Raw genomic sequence first — 25,899 nt, 5'->3', positions numbered from 1 at the left:
CTCACTGATCCACCGCCCCAGCACACGAAAGGACCATCGATGACCGCCACCGCAGGGGGAGACCTCGCCATTGTCGGCGCGCGATTGCGCACCAACACGGATGCCGATTCCGACGCCACCGCGATCCTCGTCAGGGACGGCCGGATCGCGATGATCGGCGACGACGAGACGATCCTGGCGGCTGCGGCTGCGGCTGCGGCCGCCGATGCCGCCGCATCCGATGCCGGCATCGAGGTGCGCGATGTCGCGGGCGCGACCGTGACCCCCGGCCTCTTCGACAGCCACACCCACCCGCACTGGGCGGCCGACGTGACAGCCGGGATCGACCTCGGCGGGCTCGGCACCATCGCCGAGCTGCGCGCAGCGATCGCCGCCGAGCACGCGCGCCTCCCCGAGGGGGCCTGGCTGCGCGGCTGGAATCTCGAGTACGAGGCCTTCGAGCACGGAGACGAGGGACCGGGGGCCGGTGAGCCGGCCGGTCTGCGAGGCGATCTCCTCGAGGACGCCGCCCCGGGCCGCCCCGTCGCGCTCATCTGCTACGACCTGCACACCGCTCTCGGAACGGCCCCCGCGCTCGCCGCGGCGGGCATCACCGGCCCCCGCGACTTCGACGACGCGAGCGAGATCGTCGTCGACGCCTCAGGGATCCCGACCGGAGAGCTGCGCGAACCCACGGCCTACAACCTGCTCTTCGACGCCGCCCCGAAGCCGTCGCACGACGAGGAGCGCGACGCGCTGCGGGACATGTTCCGCAGGCTGGCCGCCGCCGGGCTCACGGGCGGGGCCATCATGGACGGCAAGGATCGCACGGTCGAGCTGCTGGCCGAACTCGAGCAGCGGGGAGAGCTGGATCACCGCGTCACGGTGCACCACTGGCACGCCGTCGGCGACACCGACGACGACGTGGCCCGCGTCATCGCGGCGAAGGATCGTTGCGGGCGTTTGTGGCAGACGGGCGCGATCAAACTGTTCAGCGACGGAGTGATCGACACCGGCACGGCCTGGCTGCACGAGCCCGACACGTGCGGCGACGGGCGCTCGGCGTTCTGGCCGTCGTGGGAGCGCTTCGGCGACGTCGTGCGCGCCTACCACGACGCCGGCATGCTCATCGCGACGCACGCCGTCGGAGACTACGCGGTGAGCCGGGTGCTCGACGTCTACGCCTCGCTGCCCGCGCGAGACGGGCTTCCGTTCCACTCCATCGAGCACCTCGAGGTGCTCTCCGATGCTGACGTGGATCAGCTGCGCGCGGTCGCGAGCAGCGGCGCCGGAGTCGCGGGGGTCACCGCTTCGATGCAGCCGCTGCACATGCAGTGGCGGGCCGCGGACCACAGCGACAGCTGGGCGATGCGGCTCGGCGAGGGACGCGACGAGACCGGCTACCGCGTGCGCGACGTGCTCGATGCCGGTGTCACGCTCGTGCTCGGCTCCGACTGGCCCGTTGCGCAGTGCGATCCGCGGCTCGGCATGGCCTGGGCGCGCGGGCGGCACACCCCCGGCGATGCCTCGGCGCACGTGTTCGAGCCTTCGCAGCGCCTGACCGGCGAGGAGGCCCTGCTGGCCTACACGCTGTGGCCGGCGCGGGCGCGGGGCCACGCGGATCGCGGCGTGCTCGCACCCGGCGCCGTCGCGGATCTCACGGTGTGGGGAGCCGACCCGGTCTCGGTCTCGCCCGACGAGCTGCCCGAGGTTCCGATCCGTCTCACCGTCGTCGACGGCCGCGTCGTGCACGAGGGGTAGGGGCTCCGCTTTCTGCGCCTGTCGAAGGGGCGGAGCCGCCTGCTCGGTCGCCCTAGGTCGGGACTTGGAACACCTCGACCGGGTGGGCGAGAGCGGAGATCGAGAATCGTCGGTCGAGAGTCGCGAACACCGCACCGTGCTGCTGGGTGAGGAGAGCGAGATACGTATCGGTGACCTGCCCCGGGCCGTGAAGGCGGCGGACGTCGATGTCCGGGCTCAGTAAGGAGACATTGTCGGGGACGTGCTTATGCCTGCCGAACGTCATCAGCGTGCGGAGCGCCTCAACTGTGACATGCGGAGGCTGGCTTCGGGAGTATCGCGGCAAGGAGATGATACGGACCGCGCCATTCTCGGTGATCGGGCAGGTGAGCCAGTGTCGGTCGGGTTCGGAGAAGAACCAGGCACTTACCTCGGAGGCGAAGGTCTGGTCAGGATCGAGTAGCGCGATGAGAACATTCGTGTCGAGGAGATGCGCTGTCATACAAACTCATCGATCAGAGCTTGGGTCTCTTCGAACGTGATAGCTCGACCGGGGCGGTTCTTCGGCAGCATCTTCACTCCGAAGCGCTCGAAGATCGCCTCGGGCGAGTAGGGGCCCTCGTACTCGACCACGATGTTCTCGGCCGATTGGATGAAATCCACCAGGATCTTGCGGGCTTCAGCTTCCATCGACCGCCCGTTGCTCTTGGCGCGCTCGCGCAGGCTCTCCTTCACCTCGTCGGGCAGATTGCGGATCAGCAGCTGTGCCACGGGGATCACCTCCCTCGAGTGATATCGTTCCGTGGGAAGACGATATCACTGGATAGAGTGGTACGGCCAGCCCTGATCTCACTCGCGCCGACGGCGCTGAGCGCGCCCTCGCGCTCAGTGGGGCTTGATGGCTTCAGCGACGCGTCGGGCTTCGCGGAGACCGCTCTCGATCGCCCCGTCGATGAATCCGCCCCAGAGGTTCGCATTGTCGGTCGTCGCGAAGTGCAGCACGCCGTCGGGCTGCTGCAACTCGGCGAGGTCGCGGGTGAGCTGGCCCGGGCGGTGGGTCATCCAGGTGTTGCCCGCGAGCGGATCCGTCATCCAGTCGTGCGCGGTCACCTCAGTCACGGTGATGCCCGGCCTGCACGCGTCGACGGCGGCCTGCACGCTCGCCACGTCGTCGAGCTCAATGCGGGTGTGATCGGGGCCGAAACCGACGAGGATCGTGTAGTCGCCGCGCTCGTCCGTGCAGTAGAACTCCGCTTTGAGCACCGAGATGGGGTGGTGCTGGCTGGCGTAGGCGAAGAAGCGGGGCACGTGGCCCTCGGCGCGGATCCACACCTTCGTGCCCTGCGAGGCCACGGTCTCGGCGTTCTGCCGCTGCCAGGCGTCGGGGAGGGGCGGATCGAAGCGGATGCTCGCGATGGCGTTGACGGGCAGTGTACTCACGACGCGCCGGGCGCGGATCCGCTCCCCGTCGGTCGTCTCGACGATCGCGTGCGCGTCGGCGCCGTCCCCCTCCTGCGTCACCGAGGCGACCGCCGTGTTCAGGCGGATCTCCCCCGGAACGTCCGCGGCTATCGCGTCGGTGAATCCCCGCATCCCGTCGACGACGCGGAACGTCGCCGAGGCCTCATGCATGAGCTGCCAGTGCCCACCCGTGGCCGATACCCAGCGCAGGGCGCTCGACAGTCCGACCTCGCCGAGGGGGGCGTTCACGTGCCCGACCCACACCGACTCGTTCGCGGCCCGAGCCTCGGGGTCGAGCCCGAGAGCGTCGAAACGATCCTGGATGCTCAGCGAGTCGAGCTCCGCGATCCGGCCATTGAGCGGTTCCGAGCCCCGCGGCATGACGTCGCGCACATCGTCGATGACCAGCTGCTGTCCCTCTTCGATGAGCGCCATGAAATCGGCGAGCGTGCCCTTGCGGGAGGTTCCGTCGGCTCCGTGCCAGTAGGCCTCGTCCGCGGCGGGGCTGCGCACGATCTCGCGGCCGTAGCGAGTCGCCTCGGCCCATACGTGAGGCTGCACCCAGTGGATCCAGTTGGCGCCCATCTCGAGGTCGTGACCGAGTCGGTAGTCGGTCCAGGTGCGGCCGCCGATCCGATCCCGAGCCTCGAGCGTCACCACCTCGAACCCCGCTCTGCCCAGCTCGCGAGAGGCCACGAGGCCCGCGAATCCGGCACCGATGACGACGACGTCGACCGACTGCATATGCTCTCCTTCAGGTGGCGACACTGCCTGCAACACCCCTCAGCTTATCCAGCGGAACGGCGCGGCCGCGGCAGACGTTCCCACCGAATCGGACGCCGGTTTCATACGAACGTATGCGATCAGCGCGTCGGCTCCGATGAGCGCCAGCGCCTACAGCCGGGCGACCACCCGCGAGAGCAGGTCGGCGAGCCTCGGCTCGGCCGCCTTGCCCTCGGCGAGCACCTCTTCGTGGCTCAGCGGATCCTCGCCCAGACCCGCAGCGGGGTTCGTGATGAGCGAGAGCCCCAGCACCTCCATCCCGGCCTGCCGCGCCGCGATGGCCTCGAGCGCGGTCGACATGCCCACGATCTGCCCGCCGATCGTGCGCAGGTAGTGGATCTCGGCGGGCGTCTCGTAGTGCGGCCCGGGCAGCTGCACGTAGACGCCCTGCTGCAGCGACGGCTCGACGTCGACGGCCAGCGCGCGCAGGCGCGAGGCGTACAGGTCGGTGAGATCGATGAAGTCCGCACCCTCGACGGGTGACGTCGCGGTGAGATTGAGATGATCCGAGATGAGCACCGGCTCGCCGGCCTTGAACGCGGGGTCGATGCCTCCGGCGCCGTTGGTGAGGATCATCACCGAAGCGCCGGTCGCCGCGGCCGTGCGCACGCCGTGCACGACCGCGCGCACCCCCCGGCCCTCGTAGAAGTGGGTGCGCGCGCCGATCACGAGCGCGTGCTTGCCGCCCGCGAGGCGGATCGAGCGCAGCGTGCCCGAGTGGCCGGGCACCCCCGAGACGTGGAATCCGGGAACTTCCTCGGCGGGGATCACCGCGACGGTCTCGCCGATCACGTCGGCGGCCCTGCCCCAACCGCTGCCGAGGGTGAGGCCGATGTCGTGCCGTTCGACGCCGGTGAGGCGCGCGATGGTCTCGGCGGCCGCCGACGCGAGGGCCGCGGGATCTTGCTCGTTACTCATGCCCCCAAGCTTATGAGGTCCTGTCGGTCGCCGGGTTCTGCGCGGGAACTACGGTGCTCTGCGCATCGCCCGTCGTGCTCTGCATGGCGCGCAGCACGCGGTAGCCGCGCTTCGGGTCGTAGCCGTGGATCTCGCGGGTGTCGAGCACGGCCATGAAATCGAGGACCTCGGCCGTGATGATCTGACCCGGCACCAGCACCGGGAAGCCCGGCGGGTACGGGGTGACGAAACCGGCAGAGACGGGCTGCTCGCCGCGGGCGACGCGCTCGCGCAGTTCACCGGGCAGCACGTGCTCGATGTGGCGGCGCTGCTGGCCGCGGAAGAATGCGGCGCGCACGTCGCCGTCGGGCAGGCCGGGGGCGTCGTACCCCGGGGCGAACGCGCTGAAGTCGGGCAGCGGCGGCATGGGCGCCTCGGCGGCGAGGGCGGCCGCCGCGAGCTCGGGATCTCGCTGCGCCCGCTCCTCCTCGAAGCGTTCGGCGAGTTTCACGAGCACCTCGATGAGGTAGGCGACCGCCGATCTTGTGGTGCCGATGTTGGTCATGAAGAGCACGGTGTTGCGGCTGGTCTTGTTGACCTGGATGCCGTAACGGTTCATGAGATGCTCGTGCTTGAACGTGTCGCCGTCGACCCCGGTCCGGGTGATCTCGACGGTGATGCGCGACGGGTCGATCACGAACTCGTCGGTGGCCCACGCCTGCCACATGGAGGCGAGGCCGTCGCGCAGGGGCATTGGCCGGCGGGTCTCACGGTGCTCGGCGGGGATGAGCTCGTTCGCGGTGAGCACGCGGTAGGTGCGGCGCAGCAGAGGGTGGCGGGCGATGGCCTGGGCGAGACTCGTGGCGAGGTCGAGCTGGCGCTGCACGAGGGTGAAGCCCTCGAGCTCGACCTGCCGCCTGCCGAGGTCGAGGGAGGCGAGGATCTGGTAGTTCGGCGAGGTCGAGGTGTGCGTCATGAAGGCCTCGTGGAACGGCTCCTCGGCCTCGCGCACCCAGTCCTGGTCGTAGACGTGGATCATGGATCCCTGCCGCAGTGCGGTGAGCGTCTTGTGGGTGGAGTGGGTCGCGTAGACGCGGATGCGCGCTTCGGGGCTGGGGATCAGCCGTTCCTCGAGCCACACCTCGTCGGGAGCGGGGGTGCCGTCGGCGTCGTAGAGGCGCGCCTGCTGGGCGCGGTAGGCGGAGGCGTGCGCTCCGGTCTTGAGGCGCTCCTCGAGCCGCTGTGCCGAGGCCATCGCCGTGCGGCGGCGGGTGACGGGGTGGAACGCGGCGAAGGCGAACCAGGCCTCGTCCCAGAGGAACACGAGGTCGGGCTTGATGGCGAGGCACTCGGCCATGACCCGCTCGGGGTCGTAGACGATGCCGTCGAAGGTGCAGTTGGTGAGGGTGACCATGCGCACCTCGTCGAGCCGACCGGCGGCGCGATAATCGAGCAGCAGCTGCTTGATGCGGTCGAGCGGTACGGCGCCGTAGAAGGCGAAGTCGTTGAGCGGGTAGGCCTCGAGGTAGGCGGCGCGTCCGCCGGTGAGCATCATCGCGTGGTGGTGGGACTTGTGGCAGTTGCGGTCGACGAGCACGATGTCCCCCGGGGAGACGAGGGCCTGGTGCACGATCTTGTTCGCGGTCGACGTGCCGTTGGTCACGAAGAAGGAGTGCTTGGCGCCGAACGCGCGCGCGGCGAGATCCTGCGCCTTCTTGATCGCGCCCGTGGGCGCGAGCAGCGAATCGAGACCGCCGGAGGTCGCGCTGGTCTCGGCGAGCAGCAGGTTCATACCGTAGAAATCGGCGAGATCGCGGATCCACTTCGAGTTCATCACCGAACCGCCGCGGCCGATGGGCAGCGCATGGAACACGCCGACGGGTCGGCGGGCGTGGTCCTGGATCGCCGAGAAGAACGGGGTGTCGTAGAGGTGGGAGACCCGGCGCAGCAGCGACAGGTGGAGCTCAAGCTGATCCTCGCGTCGGAACACGCGACGGAAGCGACGGGTGAGCGCCCCCGCGAGATCCTCGATGTGCGCGCCGGCCATGAGGTACAGGTCGAGTTCGGGCCGGAGCGCGGCCAGGGTGTCGGCGAGGCCCAGCACCCGCTGCACCGACGCGAGCGAGGATCGCTCGGAGGTGCGGCCCGTGTGCACCTCGGAGCGGGCGAGGCGGATCGTCTCCAGCAGTTCCCGGCTCAGCCGCTGCCTCGTGCGGTCGCTGAACCCGGGACGCACGACGCAGGCGAGGATGTTCGGATTGGTGAGCACGGCGGCCACGGCGTCGTCGGCAGAAGGGACGACCACGAACTCGTAGATGAAGGCGTCGGCGGGCGCCCGCAGGCGGAGCGCCTCGGTGCGCATCGTGTCGCGATCCGCCGGTGTCGTCTCGTCGATCACCAGCACCTCGAAGCGGGGGCGGGAATCGACATCCGAGACCTGTTCCGCGCGTTCCTGCTCGTCGAGGTGCTCGTCGCGGGGCTCATCGGGGATCGTGTCGCCGCGAAGCCGGTTGACCACCCTCCCGATGCGGTCGAGCGCCGTTCGGTAATCACCGGTGTTCAGCAGTTCGCCGATGCTCTGCACGTAGCGCTGCCCGAAGCCGGCCCAGTACATCTCGATGGTCTCGAGCGCCCGCAGGTTGCGGTGGATCTCGCTGTCGCTCGCAAGCGCGTCCGAGTCCTCGCCGCTCAGAGCCAGCCGCTTCACCGCGAAGCGCAGATACTCCCACGCGTCGCTCCGCAGACGCCAGGTGCTCGAGGGCATGCCGGGATCGCGCTCGAGAGCGGCTGTTCCGGCGCTGCGCGGCAGACTGGAGGTCTTCTCGGCGCTGATCCGACTCGACGGCTCACTCGTGGGGCTGCCGGGCTCGATCCTCGTCATATGCGCTTGTCCTTCCAAACCTCTTCGTTCCACCGGCGCCGCGGAGCGCTCCATCCCTTGATCCTAGAACCTTCCGCGTGCCCGAATCGGCACGTTGTCGCGACCGGCGGTCGAGTCCCCGAAACGCAACGGTTCCCTCTTCTTCGGGGTCATTTCTCTCGGTTTTCCGTTGCAGTGCGACGCAGGTCGTGCGTAGCAGCCCGCCGTTTCCACGAGCGACGAGGAGGCCGCTGCCTGCCGCGCGACCTTCTAGGATGGAGGACATGGCGAAAGCGAATGAACGGAAGCATCGCATCGCGGTGCTCGGCGGCGGTCCCGGCGGTTACGAGGCAGCCCTCGCGGGCGCTCAGCTCGGTGCGGATGTGACGCTGATCGAACGCGCAGGCGTCGGCGGTGCGGCAGTGCTCACCGACGTCGTGCCGTCGAAGAGCCTCATCGCGACCGCGGGCGGAGTGCAGGCCGTACGCGATGCCGGGCGGCTGGGCGTGCAGGCCTTCGTGCCGGGCGGCGACGGCAAACCGGTGCGACCCGAGATCGCGCTCAACCTCGCGGCGGTCAACAAGCGGCTGCTCGCGATGGCCGGCGCGCAGTCCGTCGACATGCTGCGATCGCTCGAAGAGGCCGGCGTGCGGGTGGTGCAGGGGGAGGGCCGTCTCGACGGACCCGACGCCGTACTCGTGTCGACCGCCGCGACGGGCGGAACCGACTTCGACCGCATCGAGGCCGACACGATCGTTGTCGCAGTTGGAGCGAGCCCGCGCGAGCTCGATTCCGCCAAGCCCGACGGCGAGCGCATCCTCACGTGGAAGCAGCTCTACGACCTGCCCGCCATTCCCGAGCACCTCATCGTCGTCGGTTCCGGTGTCACCGGCGCAGAGTTCGCCAATGCGTACCGCACCCTCGGGTCGGAGGTCACGCTCGTGTCGAGCCGCGAGCAGGTGCTGCCCGGGGAGGATCCCGACGCCGCCGCCGTGATCGAGCGCGAGTTCAAGCGTCTCGGCATGCGCGTGATGTCGAAGTCGCGCGCGGACTCGGTCGTGCGCACCGACGACGGCGTGCTCGTCACTCTCTCGGACGGGCGCACCATCGAGGGATCCCACTGCCTCATGGCGGTCGGATCGATCCCGAACACCGAGGGGCTCGGCCTCGAAGAGGCCGGGGTGCAGCTCACGGAGAGCGGCCACATCCGCGTGAACAAGGTCGCCCGCACCGGGGTGCCCTCGGTCTACGCCGCCGGCGACTGCACCGACTTCTTCCCGCTCGCCTCGGTCGCCTCAATGCAGGGCCGCACCGCGATCATGCACGCGCTCGGCGACTTCGTGCGGCCGATCGATCTGCGCAACGTAGCGGCGAACGTCTTCACCTACCCCGAGATCGCGACCGTCGGGTGGAACGAGCACAGCCTCGCCGATTCCGAGGGGCTCGCGCAGCACGTCACGCACACGGTTCCGCTCAGCGTCAACCCGCGCGCGAAGATGATCGGCTTCACCGACGGCTTCGTCAAGCTCTTCGCCTGGAAGGCGTCGGGCACCGTGATTGGCGGTGTCATCGTCGCGCACCGGGCGAGCGAGCTGATCTTCTCGCTCGCGCTCGCCGTCGAGCACCGCCTCACGGTCGACCAGGTCGCCTCGGCGTTCGCGGTGTACCCCTCGATGACCGGCGCGATCACCGACGCCGCGCGAGCCCTACACCAGCACTGAGCCGCGTCGCTCGCCAGCACTGCGTCGCGTCACCCATCAGCGCTGCGTCGCGTCACCCGTTCGATGATCTGAAGGAGCCTCACACGATGACCCCGGAGATTTCACGCCGCAGCATCGTCGGCGGTGCGCTCGGCGTGCTCGGACTCGGATCCCTCGCGGGGCTGACCGGGTGCTCCCCGGCGAAGCCGGATCCGGTGCCCTCCGACGAGAATGTGAAGGCCGCGATCACCGTGCGGGCGTTCGATAACGCCTACGATCCGCCGGAGGTCGAAGTCGTTCCCGGCGAGGCCGTGCGCTGGGTGTTCGAGGGGCCGGCCGAGCACGACGTCGTCGCCGAAGACGGCAGCTTCGTGAGCGAGCTCATGACGAGCGGCAGCTACACCCACCTCTTCGAAGAGGAGGGCGACTTCGCCTACGACTGCTCGGTGCACCCCGAGATGACCGGCGTGGTGCGCGTGCGCGCGCTCTGAGCCGGCTCCGGCGCCGGGGCGCTCCCTGTTTCTGGGCTTTGCCGTGCGCCGGTGCAGACCTCCGGCACCGGTGCAGACCTCTCGTGCGGTGCGGGAGGTCTACTCCGGTGCGAGAGGTCTGCACCGGCGGGCGGCGGGTGCCCGGGGTTATGCCCGCTGGAAGGTCGCCAGGGTCTCGAAGTGGTGCGTGTGCGGGAAGATGTCGAACGCGCGCAGCGCCGTGAGCTCGTACCCCGCCTCGCGCAGCGACTTCGTATCGCGGGCGAGCGCGACCGGATCGCAGGCCACGTAGACGACGTTCGCGGGGGCGAGCTCGGTCAGCTGCTTCGTCACGCCGCCGCCCGCACCCGAGCGGGGCGGATCGAGCACGACCGTGCCGCGGCGCAGCCGATCCCGAACGGGGGCCGACGCCTTCAGCAGCTCGGCGAGGTGCCGATCCACCCGCGCGGTCAGCGCGAGCGCGCCCACCAGCTCCGACAGGTTCTCGGCCGCGTCGTCGGTCGCGCGGGGCTCGGCCTCCACCGTCGTCACCTTCACACCCGGGCCCGCGGCCTCGGCCATGGCCGCCGCGAGCAGTCCCGCGCCGCCGTAGAGGTCGAGATTGCCGGCCGCGGGATCGAAGCGGCCCTCGTCGATGAGATCGACGATCGCATCGCGCACGGCGGTGAACAGCACGGCGGGGGCCTCGCGGTGCACCTGCCAGAACCCGCCGGCGCGAACGATGAAGCCGCGATCCTCGACCAGCTCCTGGATCGCGTCGTTCTCGCCCGCGCGAGTCTTCTCGCCCACCAGCCCGAGCAACATGCGGGGATCATCGGCGGCGGGATCGATCAGGTCGACCGTCGCCGCGCCCGGCATCACGTCGCCGAGCGGGGCGATCTGGCCCACGCCCTCGGTGGCGAGGGGGAGAGAGGCGACGGGGATCACGCGGCGGCTGCGCGCCGCATACGGCCCCACCGCGCCGGTGTCGGGATCGACGTGCAGGCGCACGCGGGTGCGATAGCCGAGACCGTTGTTCTCGTCGTCGCCGGGAGCGGGCTCGACCAGCTCTGCCAGCGCATCGGCGAGATCCTCACCCTCTTCGGCCGCGAGCTCGACAGCGCCGAAGCGTCGCATCGCGTCGGTCAGCACCTCGGCCTTGAGCGAGCGCTGGCGCTCGAGCGCGATGTGCCCGAACTCGGCGCCGCCGGCGCGGTCCTCGGGGTCGCGATCCATCGCCGCCTCGGCCCAGACGTGGTCGCGGCGATCCTGCGAGGCCTCGAGTACCTCGACCGTGGTGGCGCGCGCGAACGACTTCTTCTTCGCGTCCGTGACCCGGGCGCGCACCCGCTCGCCAGGGATCGCGTCGGCGACGAACACGACACGGCCTTCGTGCCGGGCGACGCTCACCCCGCCGTGGGCGATACCCGTGACGTCGAGCTCGATCGTCTCTCCGATCTCGAGCGGCGTGCTGGCGGAGTGCGCGTGTGAAGACATGAGGACTATTCTCCCATCCAGAAACGGCAGAAGGCCCGCCGGAGGCAGGCCTTCTGAAAGTGGAGGGACCGACGGGAATCGAACCCGCGTTCTCAGCTTGGGAAGCTGATGTCTTACCATTAGACGACGATCCCAGGGCGATAGCGCCGCACCAACTATAGCAGGGCGCGGGGCACTCGTTGATACACGCCGCCCGGCGATGCCTTACTGGCAGACCGCCGCATTGCGGAGGCGTTCGGCCTGGTAGTCGACGGTCCACGGGATCTCGGGCGCGGCGCCGGCCTCGGAGGAGAGCGCCGCGATCTGGAACGCGAGCGACTTCGCGAAGCCCGCGCCCGCCGACGAGTTGTTGAGTGCGACCACCACGGAGAAGTCGGACTCGGGATCGTGGTAGGCGGCGGTCAGGGTGCCGGTGATCGCGCCGCTGCGGCCGTACAGCGGGCCGACCTTCTCGACGCCGAAGCCCCACTGGTCGCCGGACTCGGTGTCGACCTCGCTGGTGGGGTTGCCCTCCTCGTCGCGCTCCGGGTTCTTGACCGGGATGGTCTCCGTGACCTGCTTGCCGGCTTCGCCGCCGAAGGCTCCGTCGAGGTAGCGCGCGTAGAAGTTCTTGAGATCGGTGACCGTCGTGACGGTGCCGCCGGCGCCGCCCAGCATGGACGGCGAGACCTCGAGCTTCTCGGCCGGGCCGGCATCGCAGACCGGCTTGCCTCCGCTCGAGGGGTAGGCGAGGCCCGAGAGTGCGTCATCGGCCGTGGTGGACGTGGGAGCGGGGAAATAGCTGGATCCCATGCCCGCCGGGCCGAAGACACGGTTCTTCAGCAGTTCGGACATGTCATCGCCCGTCTTGACGTGGATCGCTCGGGAGAGCACGAGCGCGTTGGTGTCGGAGATGTGCACGTCGAGGCCCGGCCACGAGAGCGGGGAGCGCGTCAGCCCCTGCGCGATCAGCTCCTGTTCGGGCCAGGGGCGCGTGGGGTTGTTGACGAAGATGTCGGCGAAGCCGTCCTTGTAATCGGCGAGGCCGGAGCGCATATCGCAGAGCTGCCCGTAGGTGATGCCCTCAATGCCGGACTGCCGCTCGAGATCCTTCTCCACGGCGCGGCCGAGCTTCACGGTGCCGTCCTCGACGAGGTCGAGCAGTAGTGCGCACATGACGGGCTGGGTCGCCTGGGCCCCGCGGATCCGCGTCGACCCGTCCACGCCATCGCCGAAGCCGCGCACATATGCGTCATCACCCGACCAGACGCCCACAACGGCTTCGGAAGAGCCGCTCAACTCCATCGCAGAGGCGACGGCGTCGTCGATGCTGCCCGAGAGGCCCTTGTCGAGGGTCGCCACATCCCCTCCGGAGGTGCCCGTCGCGCCACCGGTGCAGGCGGTCAGGCCGAGGACGGCGGTCGCGATGAGTGCGACGGCTGCGAAGCGGGTGCGCTGTGCAAGTCTCGGGATCAAACTCGACCGCCAATCTCGGCTGGAAACACGATAAAGAACAACCGAGATTCTAGTGCCCGAGTCTGGGAGTGGTGCTCGGGTGGTTACGAAGGTAAGGCTATCCTGAGTAAGATGGCACGGTGATGAGCTTTGCACACGATGTCGTCGCCGGAGTGACCGGTCATATGAACGGCGACCACCCGGAGGACAACCTGCTGATCGCCCGCGCCTTCGGCAACCCGAATGCGGTGTCGAGTCGTATGGTGGGGCTGAACGGCGAGGCGGGCGTCTGGCTCGTGGCCGATGCCGACGGCGAGCGCGAGGTGTCGATCCCGTGGCCGGGTGGCACCATCTCGGAGCGCCCCGCGATCCGTCGCGAGGTGGTCGCCCTCTACAGGGCGGCGTGCGAGAAGCTCGGTGTGCCGGCGCGCGACGAGCACAGTCAGAAGCCGTTCTCCACGGTGATCCGCGAGGGCTCCTGGTCGGATCACTCCGACAGCGAGGGCGCCACTTTCATGGAGGACATCATGCGCGGCAAGGGTACCCTCCAGGACTACATCGATCTCGTGGCCCAGCACTACTACATGTACGAGGCGCTCGAGGAGGGCGCTGAGCTGCTCCTCGCCGATCCCGCATTCGCTCCCTTCCACTCGCAGGCGCTCGTGCGCATGCCCGCGCTCGAGGCCGACCTGGCGCACCTGATCGGCGACGACTGGCGCGACCGCATCGCGCCCGTACCCGCGACGGCCGCCTACGCGGCACGCATCCGCGAGGTCGCCGAAGAGGGCTGGGTCGCCGGCCTGGTCGCCCACCACTACACGCGCTACTTGGGCGATCTCTCGGGCGGCCAGATGATCGCGAAGCGGGTCGCGAAGCAGCACGGGCTGGATCGCGAGGGTATCGCGTTCTACGACTTCAGCGAGCTGGGCTCGCTCGTCGATTTCAAGAACGAGTACCGGGTGGCGCTCGACGGGTTCGGCGCGGGGCTCACCGATCAGGAGCGGGATCGCATGCTCGAGGAGGTGCGCGCCGCCTACGCCTTCAACACGGCGGTCTTCGTCGATCTGGGCCGGGCCCGCGACGCCGCCGCGGCTTAGCGATCCGGCTCAGCCGACCGCGCCCGAGTCTCCAGGGCCGCCGTTGCGTTCGTTGATGAACCGCACGACGTTGGGATCGACGATCACGTCGCGCGGCTGCAGCGGGCGCTTCAGGTAGAGTCCGTCGAGTGAGCGCACCCGGCTGAGCGCCACGTACGTCTGGCCTGCGCTGAACGCACGCGGGCCGAGGTCGACGACCGCGGCGTCGTAGGTGTGCCCTTGCGACTTGTGCACGGTCACCGCCCAGGCCAGGCGCAGCGGGAACTGCTCGAACTCGGCCACGACCTCCTTCTCGAGCTTCTTGGTCTCGGCGTCGTAGCGGTAGCGGTAGCGCTCCCACACGGTGGGCTCGACCTCGAACTCCTCGCGATCCACCTCGACCCAGACGGTCCCGTCGACGCGGGAGACCGTGCCGATCGTGCCGTTCACCCAGCGCCCGTCGGGGTCGTTGCGCAGGAACATGACCTGCGCGCCGGGCTTGAGCTCGAGCACCTCGTCGGCGGGGTAGGTGTTCTCGCGGAACTCGCCGTTGACCTCGGCGACGGCGCGCAGCGCGGATCCACGGATCTCGGCGAGCCGTTCGGCGTTGATTCGGTTGACGACGGCGTTGGTGGTGGCGAGGGTGATGACGTCGCGGGGCGCGGATCGGGATCCCGCAGCGTTGAGCTCGTTCGCCTGGTCTTCTTCGACGACGCCGTGGCGCACCGCTCCGAGGATCTGCTTGAAGCGGTCGTCGCGCTGCCGGTGCACCTCGCTCAGCTCGATCACCGCCATCGGCGTCGTCGACCAGACCTGCGCGTCGAAGAACCACAGGGAGCGGTAGGTGTCGGCGAAGTAGGCGCGCTCGTGCGGATCGCGAGGAGGCACGGGCGGCAGCTGGAAGGGGTCGCCGAACATGATGATCTGGGCGCCGCCGAAGGGATCATGCTTCTTGCCGCGCGCGAGCCTGAGGGAGCGGTCGATCGCGTCCATCAGGTCGGCCGACACCATCGAGATCTCGTCGATCACGAGCGTGTCGATCGAGGCGAGCATCTTCTTGAGCTCGGCCGGCTGATCGAGGTCGTGGTCGGCGATGATGCCGGTCGGGAGCCGCAGGAGGGAGTGGATCGTCTGGCCGCCGACGTTGAGCGCGGCGACGCCGGTGGGCGCGCAGACCGCGATGATCTTGCTCGTGTTCCAGGAGAGGTGATTCAGGATCGTCGACTTGCCCGTGCCCGCCCGGCCGGTCACGAAGATGTGCTCGCGCGTGTGCTCGATGCGCTCGTAAACGGCGAGCTGCTCGGGGGAGAGTTCGGGGCGTGCCACCCCGCAAGGATACTGCGCTTCCCGCTACCCTGCGCTCCCCGCCGCGGTCGCAGGCACCCGCACCGGGAGCAGCAGCGCGAGCCCGACCAGCAGTACGAGCCCGATGCCGAGGGTGCCGAAGATGGTCGCTCCGCCGATCGCAACCGAGGCGGTGAAGGCCGCGGGTGCCAGGAACGAGACGGCGCGGCCGGTCGTGGCGTAGAGGCCGAACATCTCGCCCTCCCTGCCGGGAGGGGCGAGGCGGGCGAGGAAGCTGCGGCTCGACGACTGCACCGGCCCGACGAAGATCGTGGAGAACAGACCGACGGCCCAGAACGCGGGGGCGCCGAGGGGCGCGAGTGCGAACATGAGGATGAGCCCGACGACCAGCAGCACCAGCGAGACGGTCATGATGTTCTTGGCGCCGAAGCGATCCTCGAGCAGACCGCCGAAGATGGTCGCGATGCCGGAGATGACGTTCGCGGCGATCGCGAACATGATGACGGTCGCCGGATCGAAGCCGAACGAGAGCGAGGCGACGACGCCGACGAAGGTGAAGATGCCCGCGAGGCCGTCGCGGAAGACCGCGCTCGCGATGAGGAAGAAGAGGGTGTGGCGGGAGGTGCGCCAGAGGCCCGCGATGCTGCTGAAGATCGCCCGGTAGCCGGCGATCACGCCGACCACTCGGCGGTCGTCGTCGGCGGGCACCTCGGGCACGGCGAAGAACGTGGGGATCGCGAACACCGCGAACCACAGCGCGCACAGCACCATCGCGATGCGCACGTTCCAGCCGCCCTCGCTCGAGACGCCGAACCAGCCGGCGTCGGGAAGGATGAAGCCGACGAGAACCAGGGTGAGCAGCACGATGCCGCCGAGATATCCCATGCCCCAGCCGAATCCCGAGATGCGGCCGATGTTGCCGGGCGTCGACAGCTGGGTGAGCATCGAGTAGTAGTTGACGCTCGCGAACTCGAAGGCGATGTTGCCCACGGCGAGCAGAACGAGACCGAGCACGAGGTACTCGGGGGCGGGCGCGACCAGCACCATGAGGGCGGTGCAGGCGATGACGATGCCCGTCGTGACTGCGAGGGAGTGCTTGCGGCGGCCGGTTGCATCGGTGAGGCGCCCGAAGAGCGGCGCGAAGACCGCGACCGCCACACCCGCGATGGAGAGGGTGGCGCCGAGGGCGACCGAGGTCTCGTCTTCGGGGCCGAACGCGGCCGAGGTGATGTAGACGGAGAACACGAAGGTCGTGACGACGGCTTGGAAGGCGGCGGATCCCCAATCCCAGAGCGACCACGCGAAGACGGAGCGCTTCTTGACCCTCGGCGGCGCGGGTGCGCTCAGATGGCCGTCGGTCGCTGCGGGCTCCGATGCGGTGTCGCTCATGGGGGTCACTGTAGTCGATCGGGGAAACGCCCGGGTGTCTTTGCAAACCCTGAGAGTTGAGCGTATGCGGCTCAACTTTTGCCACGAGGACTTGACGGAGGCGACGCTCGCGGTAAACTTGAGTCCATCAGGCTCAAGGTCTGCTCGGGGTTCCGGGTCGGCGAGAGCATAGGCCACGGATACCGGCCCTCGATCCCCGGATCGCATCGGCGGGCTCCGATCAACAGTAATGAAGGAGAACACATGTCACGTGCAGTAGGCATCGATCTCGGCACCACCAACTCGGTCGTCGCCGTGCTCGAGGGCGGCGAGCCCACCGTCATCGCGAACGCGGAGGGCTTCCGAACGACCCCCTCGATCGTCGCGTTCACCAAGGACGGGGAGGTGCTCGTCGGCGAGACCGCGAAGCGCCAGGCCGTCACCAACGTCGATCGCACGATCGCTTCGGTCAAGCGCCACATGGGCACCGACTGGAAGAGCGACGAGGTCGACGGCAAGCGCTACACGGCGCAGGAGATCAGCGCCCGCACGCTCATGAAGCTGAAGCGCGACGCCGAGACCTACCTCGGCGACAAGGTGACCGACGCGGTCATCACCGTGCCCGCCTACTTCAACGACGCCGAGCGCCAGGCCACCAAGGAGGCCGGCGAGATCGCGGGCCTCAACGTGCTCCGCATCATCAACGAGCCGACCGCTGCGGCCCTGGCCTACGGGCTCGACAAGGGCAACGAGGACGAGCTGATCCTCGTCTTCGACCTCGGCGGCGGCACCTTCGACGTCTCGCTGCTCGAGGTGGGCAAGGACGACGACTTCTCGACGATCCAGGTGCGCGCGACCTCGGGCGATAACCGCCTCGGCGGCGATGACTGGGATCAGCGCATCGTCGACTGGCTGATCACGCAGTTCAAGAACTCGTCGGGCGTCGACGTCTCGAACGACAAGATCGCGCTGCAGCGCCTCAAGGAGGCCGCGGAGCAGGCGAAGAAGGAGCTCTCGAACTCGACGAGCACCCAGATCCAGCTGCCCTACCTCTCGCTCACCGAGAACGGCCCGGCGAACCTCGACGAGACGCTGACCCGCGCGAAGTTCGAGGACCTCACCAAGGATCTGCTCGAGCGCACCCGCAAGCCCTTCGAAGACGTGATCAAGGAGGCCGGCGTCAAGGTCTCCGACATCGCGCACGTGGTGCTCGTCGGTGGTTCGACCCGCATGCCCGCCGTCACCGAGCTCGTGAAGAAGCTCACCGGAGGCAAGGAGCCCAACAAGGGCGTGAACCCCGATGAGGTCGTCGCCGTGGGCGCCGCGCTCCAGGCCGGCGTGCTGAAGGGCGAGCGCAAGGACGTGCTGCTGATCGACGTCACCCCCCTGAGCCTCGGTATCGAGACCAAGGGCGGCATCATGACGAAGCTGATCGAGCGCAACACCGCGATCCCGACCAAGCGCAGCGAGACCTTCACCACGGCCGAGGATAACCAGCCCTCCGTCGCGATCCAGGTCTTCCAGGGCGAGCGCGAGTTCACCCGCGACAACAAGAACCTGGGCACCTTCGAGCTGACCGGTATCGCCCCGGCTCCGCGCGGAGTGCCGCAGATCGAAGTCACCTTCGACATCGACGCGAACGGCATCGTGCAGGTCTCGGCGAAGGACAAGGGCACCGGCAAGGAGCAGACGATCACCATCTCCGGCGGCTCGACGCTGTCGAAGGAGGACATCGAGCGCATGGTGCGCGAGGCCGAGGAGCACGCCGCCGAGGACAAGAAGCGTCGCGAGTCGGCCGAGCAGCGCAACAACGCCGAGCAGCTGGCCTACTCGGTCGAGAAGCTCATCTCGGAGAACGAGGACAAGCTGCCCGAGGACGTCAAGACCGAGGTGCAGGGCGATCTCGATGAGCTGAAGCAGGCGCTCGCCGGCGAGGACGACGAGGCCGTGAAGACCGCCGCCGACAAGCTGGGCCAGAGCCAGACCAAGCTGGGCGAGGCCATCTACGCGGCGGCGCAGGCCGAGCAGCCCGCTGCCGACGCCGATTCCGCGGAGTCGAACGATGACGACGTGGTCGATGCCGAGGTCGTTGATGACGACGAGGAGAAGAAGTAACCATGGCAGATCAGGAACAGCGCACGCCGGGCGAAGAGCCGAACCGCGACGGTGTTCCTGCGGAGCCGGCTCGGGATGAATCGCGAAGCGATTCCTCGACGGGGCCGGCCGGCTCACCAGCCGAGGGGCCGGAGGCGAACGCTTCCGGCCCCGCGCCGCAGGAGGGCGGATCCGACGAGGGTCTGACCGTGGATGACATCTTGAACTCGGAGCAGAGCGCCGAGGCCGCCGGAGCCGACACCGGGTCGACGGGCGGCGAGTCCGAGACCGCGGGCGGCGGCGAGGAGAATCCCTACCTCGAGGACCTGCGCCGGCTCACGGCGGAGTACGCGAACTACCGCAAGCGCACCGAGGCGAACGCCGCACTCGAGAAGCAGCGCGCGATCGCCGCGGCCGTCACGCCGCTGCTGTCGGTGCTCGACGACATCGATCGGGCTGAGCAGCACGGCGATCTGACCGAGGGCTCCGCGTTCTCGACGATCGCGCAGAAGCTGCGCGGCACGGTCGAGAAGCTCGGCGTCGTCAGCTTCGGCGAGAAGGGCGAGGCCTTCGACCCGCAGCTGCACGAGGCGATCGCCCAGGTTCCTGTTCCGGGCACCGAGCAGCACACGGTGCTCGACGTGATCGAGCGGGGGTACCGAGTCGGCGATGTCGAGCTGCGCCCCGCCAAGGTAGCGGTGGCGGTGGGAGCAGATGGCTAGTCAGGATTGGCTCGAGAAGGATTTCTACGCGATTCTCGGCGTCTCGAAGGACGTGAGCGACGATGAGCTGAAGAAGGCCTACCGCAAGCTGGCCCGGAAGTATCACCCGGACTCGAACCCCGGTGACGCCGTCGCCGAGGCGAAGTTCAAGGAGATGAGCGAGGCCTACTCCGTGCTCTCCGACAAGGAGCAGCGCGCCGAGTACGATCAGATCCGCGCCATGGGGGCGGGCGGCGCCCGTTTCACGGCCGGTGGCGGCGGCGGACAGGGCTTCGAGGACATCTTCGGGGGCATGTTCGGCGGCGGTCGAGGCGGTTCGCACTTCAGCTACCAGGGGGGCTTCCCCCAGGGCGGTCAGGGGTACGAGGACATCTTCAACCTGTTCGGCGGCGGCCCCAGCGGCCCGCAGCCCGGGCGCGATGTGCAGGCCACGACGACGCTCGACTTCGAGACGGCCGTGCAGGGCAAGACGGTCACGCTGCAGACCCCGAACGGCACGGTCAAGGTCAAGATCCCGGCCGGCGTCTCGGACGGGCAGAAGATCAAGGTGCGCGGCAAGGGCGATCCCAGCCCGAACGGCGGCCCCGCGGGCGATATCATCCTCACGGTGAGCGTGCGCAAGCATCCCGTCTTCGAACGCGACGGCCAGAATCTGCGGCTCAAGCTGCCGGTCACCTTCTCGGAGGCCGCGCTCGGCGCGACCGTGGAGGTGCCCACGCTCGGCGGCGATCCGGTGCGCCTGAAGGTGCAGCCGGGCACGCCCAGCGGTCGTGTGCTGCGGGTCAAGGGTCGCGGCGTGAAGAGCTCGAAGGGCACCGGCGATCTGCTCGCCGAGGTGCAGGTGGTCGTGCCGTCGCACCTCTCCGAGCAGGCGCGCGACGCGCTCGAGGCGTTCCGCGAGGTCGAACCGAAGGAGAATCCGCGCGAGGATCTCCTGGCACGCGCACGGGGCTGAGCCGACCATGGCCGAACCCCAGATGGATCGCTTCACCCCGGTCTTCGCGATCGCGGCGGCGGCCGACCTCGCCGAGATGCACCCGCAGACGCTCCGGCAGTACGACCGTATCGGTCTCGTATCGCCGCAGCGCACGCGGGGCAACACCCGCCGGTACTCCCTGCACGACGTGGCGCGACTGCGCGAGGTGGCGCGCCTGTCGGCCGAGGGTCTGAGCCTCGAGGGGATCCGGCGGGTGCTGCAGCTCGAGGATCGGGTTCGGGATCTCGAGGAGCGCGTGCGCGATCTCGAGCACGCGCTCACCGAGGAGAGGTTGCAGCGCCCCGAGCGGCGCGTCTTCGCGGCCGGCGCGGCAGGGGGCGAGGTCATCACACTGCGGAGGGGCACACGGGTGCGGCGCAACGCCGAGGTCGTCGTGTGGAAGCCCTAGCCGGGCTCTTCGCGGGTCTCTCGCGCGAGCCCGACTTCGAGGCGCCCGAACTGCAAGCCTACGATGCGGCCGACGAGCTGATCCTGGAGACCGCGGCTGCCTCCGTGCGGGAGGCGGATCCCGGTGAGCTGGTGGTGATCGGGGATCGGCACGGCGCGCTCACTCTCGGTGCGGCGGCGGTGCTCGGGGCGCGCGGGATCCGGGTGCATCAGGATCCGCTGCTCGGGCAGCGCGCCCTCGCCCGCAACGCTGAGCGGGTGTTCCCGCCTGCCGATCCTGCGCTCCCCTCGGCCGCCGCGGCGGAGGCGGAGGATCGAAACCTCTACACCTCGCACCCGCTCGACGAGTCCCTGCTGCGCGGCGCGCGAACCGTGCTGCTGCAGCTGCCGCGCGGGCTCGAAGCCCTCGACGAGATCGCCTGGTCGATCGCGCGCTGGGCGGATCTGGCGGTGCGGGTGTTCGCCGGCGGCCGGGTGAAGCACATGACGCGCACGCAGAACGAGGTGCTCGGGCGGTACTTCGGCGAGGTCTCCGCGGGCCTCGGGCGACGCAAGGCGCGGGTGCTCACCGCGAGCGGACCTGGGGAGCCGGGGCCCGCTCCGTTCCCGCGGTGGGGTGAGGATCCGGCGCTGCCATTCCGCGTCGCGGCGTACGGGGCGACGTTCGGCGGCCCGACCCTCGACCACGGCAGTCGCCTGCTGCTGGAGGGGCTGGGCGACGCCGGAGGGGGCCGCACCGCCCCGGCGGCCGCTCCGTCGCGCATCGTGGATCTCGGCTGCGGCAACGGCGTGCTCGCGGTGTCGGCCGCGCTGCGGTGGCCCGGTGCCGCGGTGATCGCGACCGATCAGTCGGCTGCTGCCGTCGCCGCCACGCGACTCACCGCCGGTGGGGCGGGGGTGGAGGATCGCATCGCGATCCACCGTGCCGACGCGCTCGAAGCGGTGGAAGACGAGTGGGCCGATCTGATCCTGCTCAATCCGCCGTTCCACACCGGCTCGACGGTGCACACAGGGGTCGCGCATCGGCTGATCCGCGCCTGCCGTCGCGCCCTCGCCCCGGCCGGCGAGCTGCGCCTCGTGTTCAACTCGCACCTGCGTTACCGACCGCTCGTGGAACGGGAGATCGGACCGGTGAGAGAGATCGCGCGCAACCGCACCTTCACGGTGCTGGCTGCGACCCGGCGCTGAGCGTCCGCGCCGCCCGGCGGGCGTACGCTTGAGGCAACATGACGAACCCGGCCCGAACCCTGCTGCTGCGCCTCGCGCCGGTCATCTACGGGCCCACGATCCTGTTCACCCTCGGCGCCTACGCGATGCTGCCGATCGTGCCCGTCATCGCGGTCTCGCAGGGCGCGAGCCTCGGCCTCTCGGGCGTGATCGCCTCCGCGGTCGTCGTGGGGCGGCTGCTCGGCAATCTGCCGGCGAGCTGGATCGTATCGCGTGCGGGGGAGCGGATCGCGATGCTCGTCGCCTCGGCGGTCGCGTTCGCCGGGGCGGTGGGCGTCGCACTCGCGCCCGGGCTCGTCGTGCTCGGGGTGTCGGTCTTCGTGATCGGTTTCGCCGAGGCCGCGTTCGCCCTGGCGCGGCACTCGCTCATGACCACGCGGGTGCCCGTGTCGTTCCGGGCTCGGGCGCTCTCCCTGATCGGAGGGTCGCACCGATTCGGGCGGTTCGCGGGGCCCTTCCTGGCGGCCGGCCTGCTCAGCGTCACCGACGCTTCGACGGCACCGGTCTGGGCCTTCGTCGTGTGTCTCGCGCTCGCGGCGCTGCTCGTCGGATTGGCGCCGGATCCCGAGCGCCTGCTCCCCGCCCAGCCCGCGACCGGGGTCTCGTCCGCGGCCTCCGAGGTTCCGGCGGCTGCCGCGCCGGAGCATCCCGGCGGCGTGCTCGCCGCGATCCGCGCCGGGAGGAAGCCCCTGCTGCGCATCGGCGGATCGGCCGCGATCCTCTCGGGCCTGCGCTCCGTGAAGGACGTGCTGCTGCCGCTCTGGGGCGTCTCGATCGGCCTCGACGCGACGGGCGTCGCGCTCGTGGTGGGCATCTCGGGCACGATCGACTTCGCCCTGTTCTACGCGAGCGGTCAGGTGATGGACCGCTTCGGGCGGCTTTGGGCCGCGCTGCCGGCCACCGTCGCCATGGCGCTCAGCTTCCTCGTGCTCGCCGCGACCCACGATCTGCCCGGAGCGATGTGGTGGCTGGTGGGCTGCTCGGTGGTGATCGGGATCGGGAACGGCCTCTCGAGCGGGATTCTGCTCACCCTCGGCGCGGATCTCGCTCCGCGCGACAATCCCGCCCCGTATCTCGCGGCCTGGCGCACGTTCACCGACTTCGGCGGGGCGGCGGCACCGCTCGCGATCTCCGCGATCGCCGCGGCTTCGCTGCCGCTCGCGAGTGCGGTCACCGGAGTGCTCGCGGTGCTGGGGGCCGCCGGGTTCGCGCGATGGATCCCACGCTACATCCCACGGGAGCGCCTGTAGTTCCGAGCCGCCTGCCGGCGACTCCGCGGTCCGCTCCGCGGTTTCCGAGGTATTCCTGAATACACTGGAGTGCGCTCGCCCACCGGCCAGCGCCCCACCGACCGAAGGACTCCCGCACACCGTGAGCACCACCGATCGCCAGCCTCCCCTCCGCATCCTCATCGGATGCGATACCTTCTCGCCCGACGTCAACGGCGCCGCCCGCTTCGCCGAACGCCTCGCCGCCGGACTCGTGGGGCGCGGGCACGACGTGCACGTGGTCGCACCCTCGAAGCGGGTGAACCGCACGGGCAGCTTCGCCGAGACGATCGAGGGCGAGTCGATGACCGTGCACCGCTGGACGAGCTGGCGGTGGTACCCCCACGACTGGCTGCGCTTCGTGCTGCCCTGGCGCGCCCGCTCCTACGCGCGCAAACTGCTCGACAGCGTGCGCCCCGACGTGATCCACATCCAGTCCCACATCGTCGTCGGCCGCGCCCTCGCCAAGGAGGGCGCCAAGCGCGGCATCCGCATCGTCGCCACCAACCACGTCATGCCCGAGAACGTGCTCGATTTCACCCTGCTGCCCGAGCGGGCCAAGCGCATCTTCGTACGCTGGGGCTGGAACGACGCCGACCGGGTACTCACGCGCGCCGCCGCCGTCACCACCCCCACCCGCCGCGCCGCCGACTTCCTCGAACGCAACACCCACCGCCGCGGCGTGCTCCCGGTCAGCTGCGGCCTGCGCGCCTCCGACTACACCGCCGACCTCGAGCCGCGCACCTCGAACAGGCTCGTCTTCGTCGGCCGGGTCACGCTCGAGAAGGAGATCGATGTGATCCTGCGCGCGATCCCGCGCATCGATCCTCAGCTCGACGTGAGCCTCACGATCGTCGGAGACGGGGACCAGCGCAAGAACCTCGAGAAGCTCGCCGGTGACCTGGGCATCGCGCAGCGGGTGCACTTCACCGGGCGGGTCAGCGACCAGCAGTTGCGCGCCCACCTCACCGAGGCGAGCGTGTTCGTCATCGCGTCGATCGCCGAGCTGCAGTCGATCGCGACCATGGAGGCCATGGCCTCGGGCCTGCCGATCGTCGCCGCGAACGCGATGGCGCTGCCTCACCTCGTGCACGAGGGCGAGAACGGGTACCTGTTCCAGGCGGGCAACGACCGCGAGCTCGCGGATCGCGTCGAGAGCATCCTCAAGCTCCCGCCCGAGCAGTACCGGCGCATGCAGCAGGCCTCGCTCGAGGCCGTCGAGGTGCACGACATCGACCGCACGCTCGACACCTTCGAGAAGCTCTACCGGGGCGACGCCTGACCGTGCACGTGCTCATCGTCACCGACCAGCACCCCGAATCGCTCGGCGGTGTGCAGGTGGCGATCCGCCTGCAGCGCCGCTATCTCGAGCGGCTCGGGCATCGCGTCACGATCGCGGCTCCCGCGCTGCACCGCCCCGGGTACGCGCCGACCGAGGAGGATCGCGAGGCGTACATCGACCTGCCGTCATGGCCGATCACCCGGGATCGCGAGTACGGGATCACCTGGCCCGGAGCACGCGCTGATCGCGCGCTCGCGGCGGCGCTCGCCGCTCTCCCGCCCGTCGATCTCGTGCACGTGCAAGGGGACTTCTGGGGGGCGATGATCGGGCTGCGGGCCGCGCGCGGGCTCGGAGCCGCGCGCGGACTCGGTCGGGCGATCCCGACCGTGATCACGATGCACAACCACGTCGACGAGGGAACCCGCGCAGTCACCCCTCTCGCGCCGCTGGCCTTCCAGGGACTGCGCGCGTGGCGGGGTCTCGCACTGGGGCCGTGCCGGGGGGCGGTCGCTCGCCGTGCGCGAGGAGCCTGGCGGTATCTCGCCGAGCTTGCGGCAGAGGCGACCGCGGTGACCGCGCCATCGCAGCACTTCGCCGACGAGCTCGAGCGGCACGGAGTCGCCGACGAGGTGCTCGTGACGCGCGGCGGCGTCGACGACGAGGCCATCGCGCAGGTGCGCGCGCTGCCGCGGTCGCCGCGCAGCCGGCCCCGGCTCGTGTGGCTCGGGCGCATGAGCCACGAGAAGCGCGTGCTCGAGTTCATCGATGCCGTGGCCGAGTCGCGGATCGATGCCGACGTCGTACTGCACGGTGCGGGGCTGCTGCTGACGCGGGTGCGCGAGCGGATCGTGCGCTACGGGCTGGAGGATCGCGTCACCGTGGCCGGGCCCGTGCCCTACCGCGACGCACTCGCCGCGATGCGCGACGCCGACGCCCTCGTGCAGACCTCGATGGGTTTCGAGACGCAGGGGCTCACCCCCTTCGAAGCCGCGGCGCTCGGCACGCCCACCGTCTTCTGCGATCACGAGATCGCCGACGACGTGGCGGCCTCGGTGGAGTGGAGGGTCGCCGACGGCAGCGTGGGCGAGCTCGCGCGCACGCTGCGTGAGGCGGTCGAGCAGCTCGCCGCGGCGGCGCGGGGCGCGGACGGCGGATCCGCGGATCCCGAATCCCTCCGCGTGCCCGAGGAGGAGGGCAGACGGTTCCTCCAGTCGGCCCAGACGGCGGGCATGGTCGAGATCTACGAGCGGGCGCTGCTGGGCTGAGGTGTCCCGGAGCCGGGTGGTGACGCCGTGGGGCCCGTCGGTCCCGAGGGTTCCGAGGTCCCCTCGAGAGGCGGATTTCTCGCGCCC

21 protein-coding genes and 1 tRNA gene are annotated in these 25,899 nt (G+C 69.8%); 12 read left to right on the top strand and 10 right to left on the bottom strand.

What is annotated here, in order from left to right; translation table 11 throughout:
- Positions 1 to 39 precede the first annotated feature (39 nt).
- Positions 40 to 1,740 carry an amidohydrolase gene (locus KVY00_RS07635; RefSeq protein WP_223045075.1) on the top strand — a complete coding sequence of 567 codons (1,701 nt, stop codon included), beginning with the start codon at positions 40 to 42 and terminating at the stop codon, positions 1,738 to 1,740.
- A gap of 52 nt (positions 1,741 to 1,792) precedes the next feature.
- Here the strand turns inward: KVY00_RS07635 and KVY00_RS07630 are convergent, their stop codons facing one another.
- From KVY00_RS07630 to KVY00_RS07610, 5 genes are all read right to left on the bottom strand, one after another.
- A complete protein-coding gene (locus tag KVY00_RS07630) occupies positions 1,793 to 2,221 on the bottom strand; it encodes a PIN domain-containing protein (RefSeq protein ID WP_223045074.1) in 429 nt (142 codons plus the stop codon).
- A complete protein-coding gene (locus KVY00_RS07625) occupies positions 2,218 to 2,490 on the bottom strand; it encodes a FitA-like ribbon-helix-helix domain-containing protein (RefSeq protein WP_223045073.1) in 273 nt (90 codons plus the stop codon). The genes KVY00_RS07630 and KVY00_RS07625 overlap by 4 nt, the downstream gene beginning before the upstream one ends.
- A gap of 114 nt (positions 2,491 to 2,604) precedes the next feature.
- Positions 2,605 to 3,924: a flavin monoamine oxidase family protein gene (locus tag KVY00_RS07620; RefSeq protein WP_223045072.1), complete on the bottom strand. Its 1,320-nt coding sequence runs from the start codon at positions 3,922 to 3,924 to the stop codon at positions 2,605 to 2,607.
- Positions 3,925 to 4,074: 150 nt separating this feature from the next.
- Positions 4,075 to 4,881 (bottom strand): purine-nucleoside phosphorylase, encoded by an 807-nt coding sequence (locus tag KVY00_RS07615; RefSeq protein ID WP_223045071.1) that lies wholly within the window; start codon positions 4,879 to 4,881, stop codon positions 4,075 to 4,077.
- Between the two features lie 10 nt (positions 4,882 to 4,891).
- Positions 4,892 to 7,741 carry an aminotransferase class I/II-fold pyridoxal phosphate-dependent enzyme gene (locus KVY00_RS07610; protein ID WP_255572825.1) on the bottom strand — a complete coding sequence of 950 codons (2,850 nt, stop codon included), beginning with the start codon at positions 7,739 to 7,741 and terminating at the stop codon, positions 4,892 to 4,894.
- A gap of 263 nt (positions 7,742 to 8,004) precedes the next feature.
- Here KVY00_RS07610 and KVY00_RS07605 point away from each other — a divergent pair, with 263 nt between their 5' ends.
- Both KVY00_RS07605 and KVY00_RS07600 read left to right on the top strand, forming a co-directional pair.
- Positions 8,005 to 9,441: an NAD(P)H-quinone dehydrogenase gene (locus KVY00_RS07605; RefSeq protein ID WP_223045070.1), complete on the top strand. Its 1,437-nt coding sequence runs from the start codon at positions 8,005 to 8,007 to the stop codon at positions 9,439 to 9,441.
- A gap of 86 nt (positions 9,442 to 9,527) precedes the next feature.
- The gene (locus KVY00_RS07600) at positions 9,528 to 9,911 is read left to right on the top strand and encodes a cupredoxin domain-containing protein (protein ID WP_223045069.1); all 384 of its coding nucleotides are present in this window, start codon (positions 9,528 to 9,530) and stop codon (positions 9,909 to 9,911) included.
- Positions 9,912 to 10,058: 147 nt separating this feature from the next.
- Here the strand turns inward: KVY00_RS07600 and KVY00_RS07595 are convergent, their stop codons facing one another.
- The 3 genes from KVY00_RS07595 to KVY00_RS07585 form a co-directional block, all read right to left on the bottom strand.
- A complete protein-coding gene (locus KVY00_RS07595) occupies positions 10,059 to 11,387 on the bottom strand; it encodes a class I SAM-dependent RNA methyltransferase (protein ID WP_223045068.1) in 1,329 nt (442 codons plus the stop codon).
- Between the two features lie 60 nt (positions 11,388 to 11,447).
- Positions 11,448 to 11,521, bottom strand: a tRNA-Gly gene (locus KVY00_RS07590).
- 70 nt (positions 11,522 to 11,591) lie between these two features.
- On the bottom strand, positions 11,592 to 12,842 hold the full coding sequence (locus tag KVY00_RS07585; RefSeq protein WP_223045067.1) for a serine hydrolase domain-containing protein: 1,251 nt from the start codon (positions 12,840 to 12,842) through the stop codon (positions 11,592 to 11,594).
- 122 nt (positions 12,843 to 12,964) lie between these two features.
- Between KVY00_RS07585 and KVY00_RS07580 the strand changes: the two genes are divergently transcribed.
- The gene (locus KVY00_RS07580; RefSeq protein ID WP_223045232.1) at positions 12,965 to 13,918 is read left to right on the top strand and encodes a biliverdin-producing heme oxygenase; all 954 of its coding nucleotides are present in this window, start codon (positions 12,965 to 12,967) and stop codon (positions 13,916 to 13,918) included.
- Positions 13,919 to 13,927: 9 nt separating this feature from the next.
- Here the strand turns inward: KVY00_RS07580 and KVY00_RS07575 are convergent, their stop codons facing one another.
- Together KVY00_RS07575 and KVY00_RS07570 are read right to left on the bottom strand one after the other, a co-directional pair.
- Positions 13,928 to 15,223: an ATP-dependent DNA helicase gene (locus KVY00_RS07575; protein WP_223045066.1), complete on the bottom strand. Its 1,296-nt coding sequence runs from the start codon at positions 15,221 to 15,223 to the stop codon at positions 13,928 to 13,930.
- Between the two features lie 24 nt (positions 15,224 to 15,247).
- Positions 15,248 to 16,591, bottom strand: coding sequence for an MFS transporter (locus KVY00_RS07570; RefSeq protein ID WP_223045065.1), 1,344 nt, complete (start codon positions 16,589 to 16,591; stop codon positions 15,248 to 15,250).
- Between the two features lie 243 nt (positions 16,592 to 16,834).
- Between KVY00_RS07570 and dnaK the strand changes: the two genes are divergently transcribed.
- The 8 genes from dnaK to KVY00_RS07530 all read left to right on the top strand — a co-directional run bounded on the left by dnaK (position 16,835) and on the right by KVY00_RS07530 (position 25,812).
- Positions 16,835 to 18,685 (top strand): molecular chaperone DnaK, encoded by a 1,851-nt coding sequence (dnaK, locus tag KVY00_RS07565; protein WP_223045064.1) that lies wholly within the window; start codon positions 16,835 to 16,837, stop codon positions 18,683 to 18,685.
- A 2-nt stretch (positions 18,686 to 18,687) separates the two neighbouring features.
- Positions 18,688 to 19,386, top strand: coding sequence for a nucleotide exchange factor GrpE (locus KVY00_RS07560; protein ID WP_223045063.1), 699 nt, complete (start codon positions 18,688 to 18,690; stop codon positions 19,384 to 19,386).
- On the top strand, positions 19,379 to 20,341 hold the full coding sequence (locus tag KVY00_RS07555) for a DnaJ C-terminal domain-containing protein (protein ID WP_223045062.1): 963 nt from the start codon (positions 19,379 to 19,381) through the stop codon (positions 20,339 to 20,341). The genes KVY00_RS07560 and KVY00_RS07555 overlap by 8 nt, the downstream gene beginning before the upstream one ends.
- A 7-nt stretch (positions 20,342 to 20,348) precedes the next feature.
- Positions 20,349 to 20,771, top strand: coding sequence for a heat shock protein transcriptional repressor HspR (locus tag KVY00_RS07550; protein ID WP_223045061.1), 423 nt, complete (start codon positions 20,349 to 20,351; stop codon positions 20,769 to 20,771).
- Positions 20,759 to 21,958: a class I SAM-dependent methyltransferase gene (locus tag KVY00_RS07545; RefSeq protein ID WP_223045060.1), complete on the top strand. Its 1,200-nt coding sequence runs from the start codon at positions 20,759 to 20,761 to the stop codon at positions 21,956 to 21,958. Before KVY00_RS07550 ends, KVY00_RS07545 begins: the two co-directional genes overlap by 13 nt.
- Before the next feature lie 38 nt (positions 21,959 to 21,996).
- Entirely contained in the window at positions 21,997 to 23,247 is a 1,251-nt protein-coding gene (locus KVY00_RS07540; RefSeq protein WP_223045059.1) for an MFS transporter, read from the top strand.
- Between the two features lie 121 nt (positions 23,248 to 23,368).
- Positions 23,369 to 24,547, top strand: coding sequence for a glycosyltransferase (locus KVY00_RS07535; protein WP_223045058.1), 1,179 nt, complete (start codon positions 23,369 to 23,371; stop codon positions 24,545 to 24,547).
- A gap of 2 nt (positions 24,548 to 24,549) precedes the next feature.
- Positions 24,550 to 25,812, top strand: a complete 1,263-nt coding sequence (locus tag KVY00_RS07530) for a glycosyltransferase (protein ID WP_223045057.1) — start codon at positions 24,550 to 24,552, stop codon at positions 25,810 to 25,812.
- Positions 25,813 to 25,899 lie beyond the last annotated feature (87 nt).

The organism is Leucobacter tenebrionis (genome assembly GCF_019884725.1).
In the GTDB taxonomy this organism is placed as follows: Bacteria; Actinomycetota; Actinomycetes; order Actinomycetales; family Microbacteriaceae; genus Leucobacter; species Leucobacter tenebrionis.
This window is presented reverse-complemented; position numbering and strand designations above follow the sequence as displayed.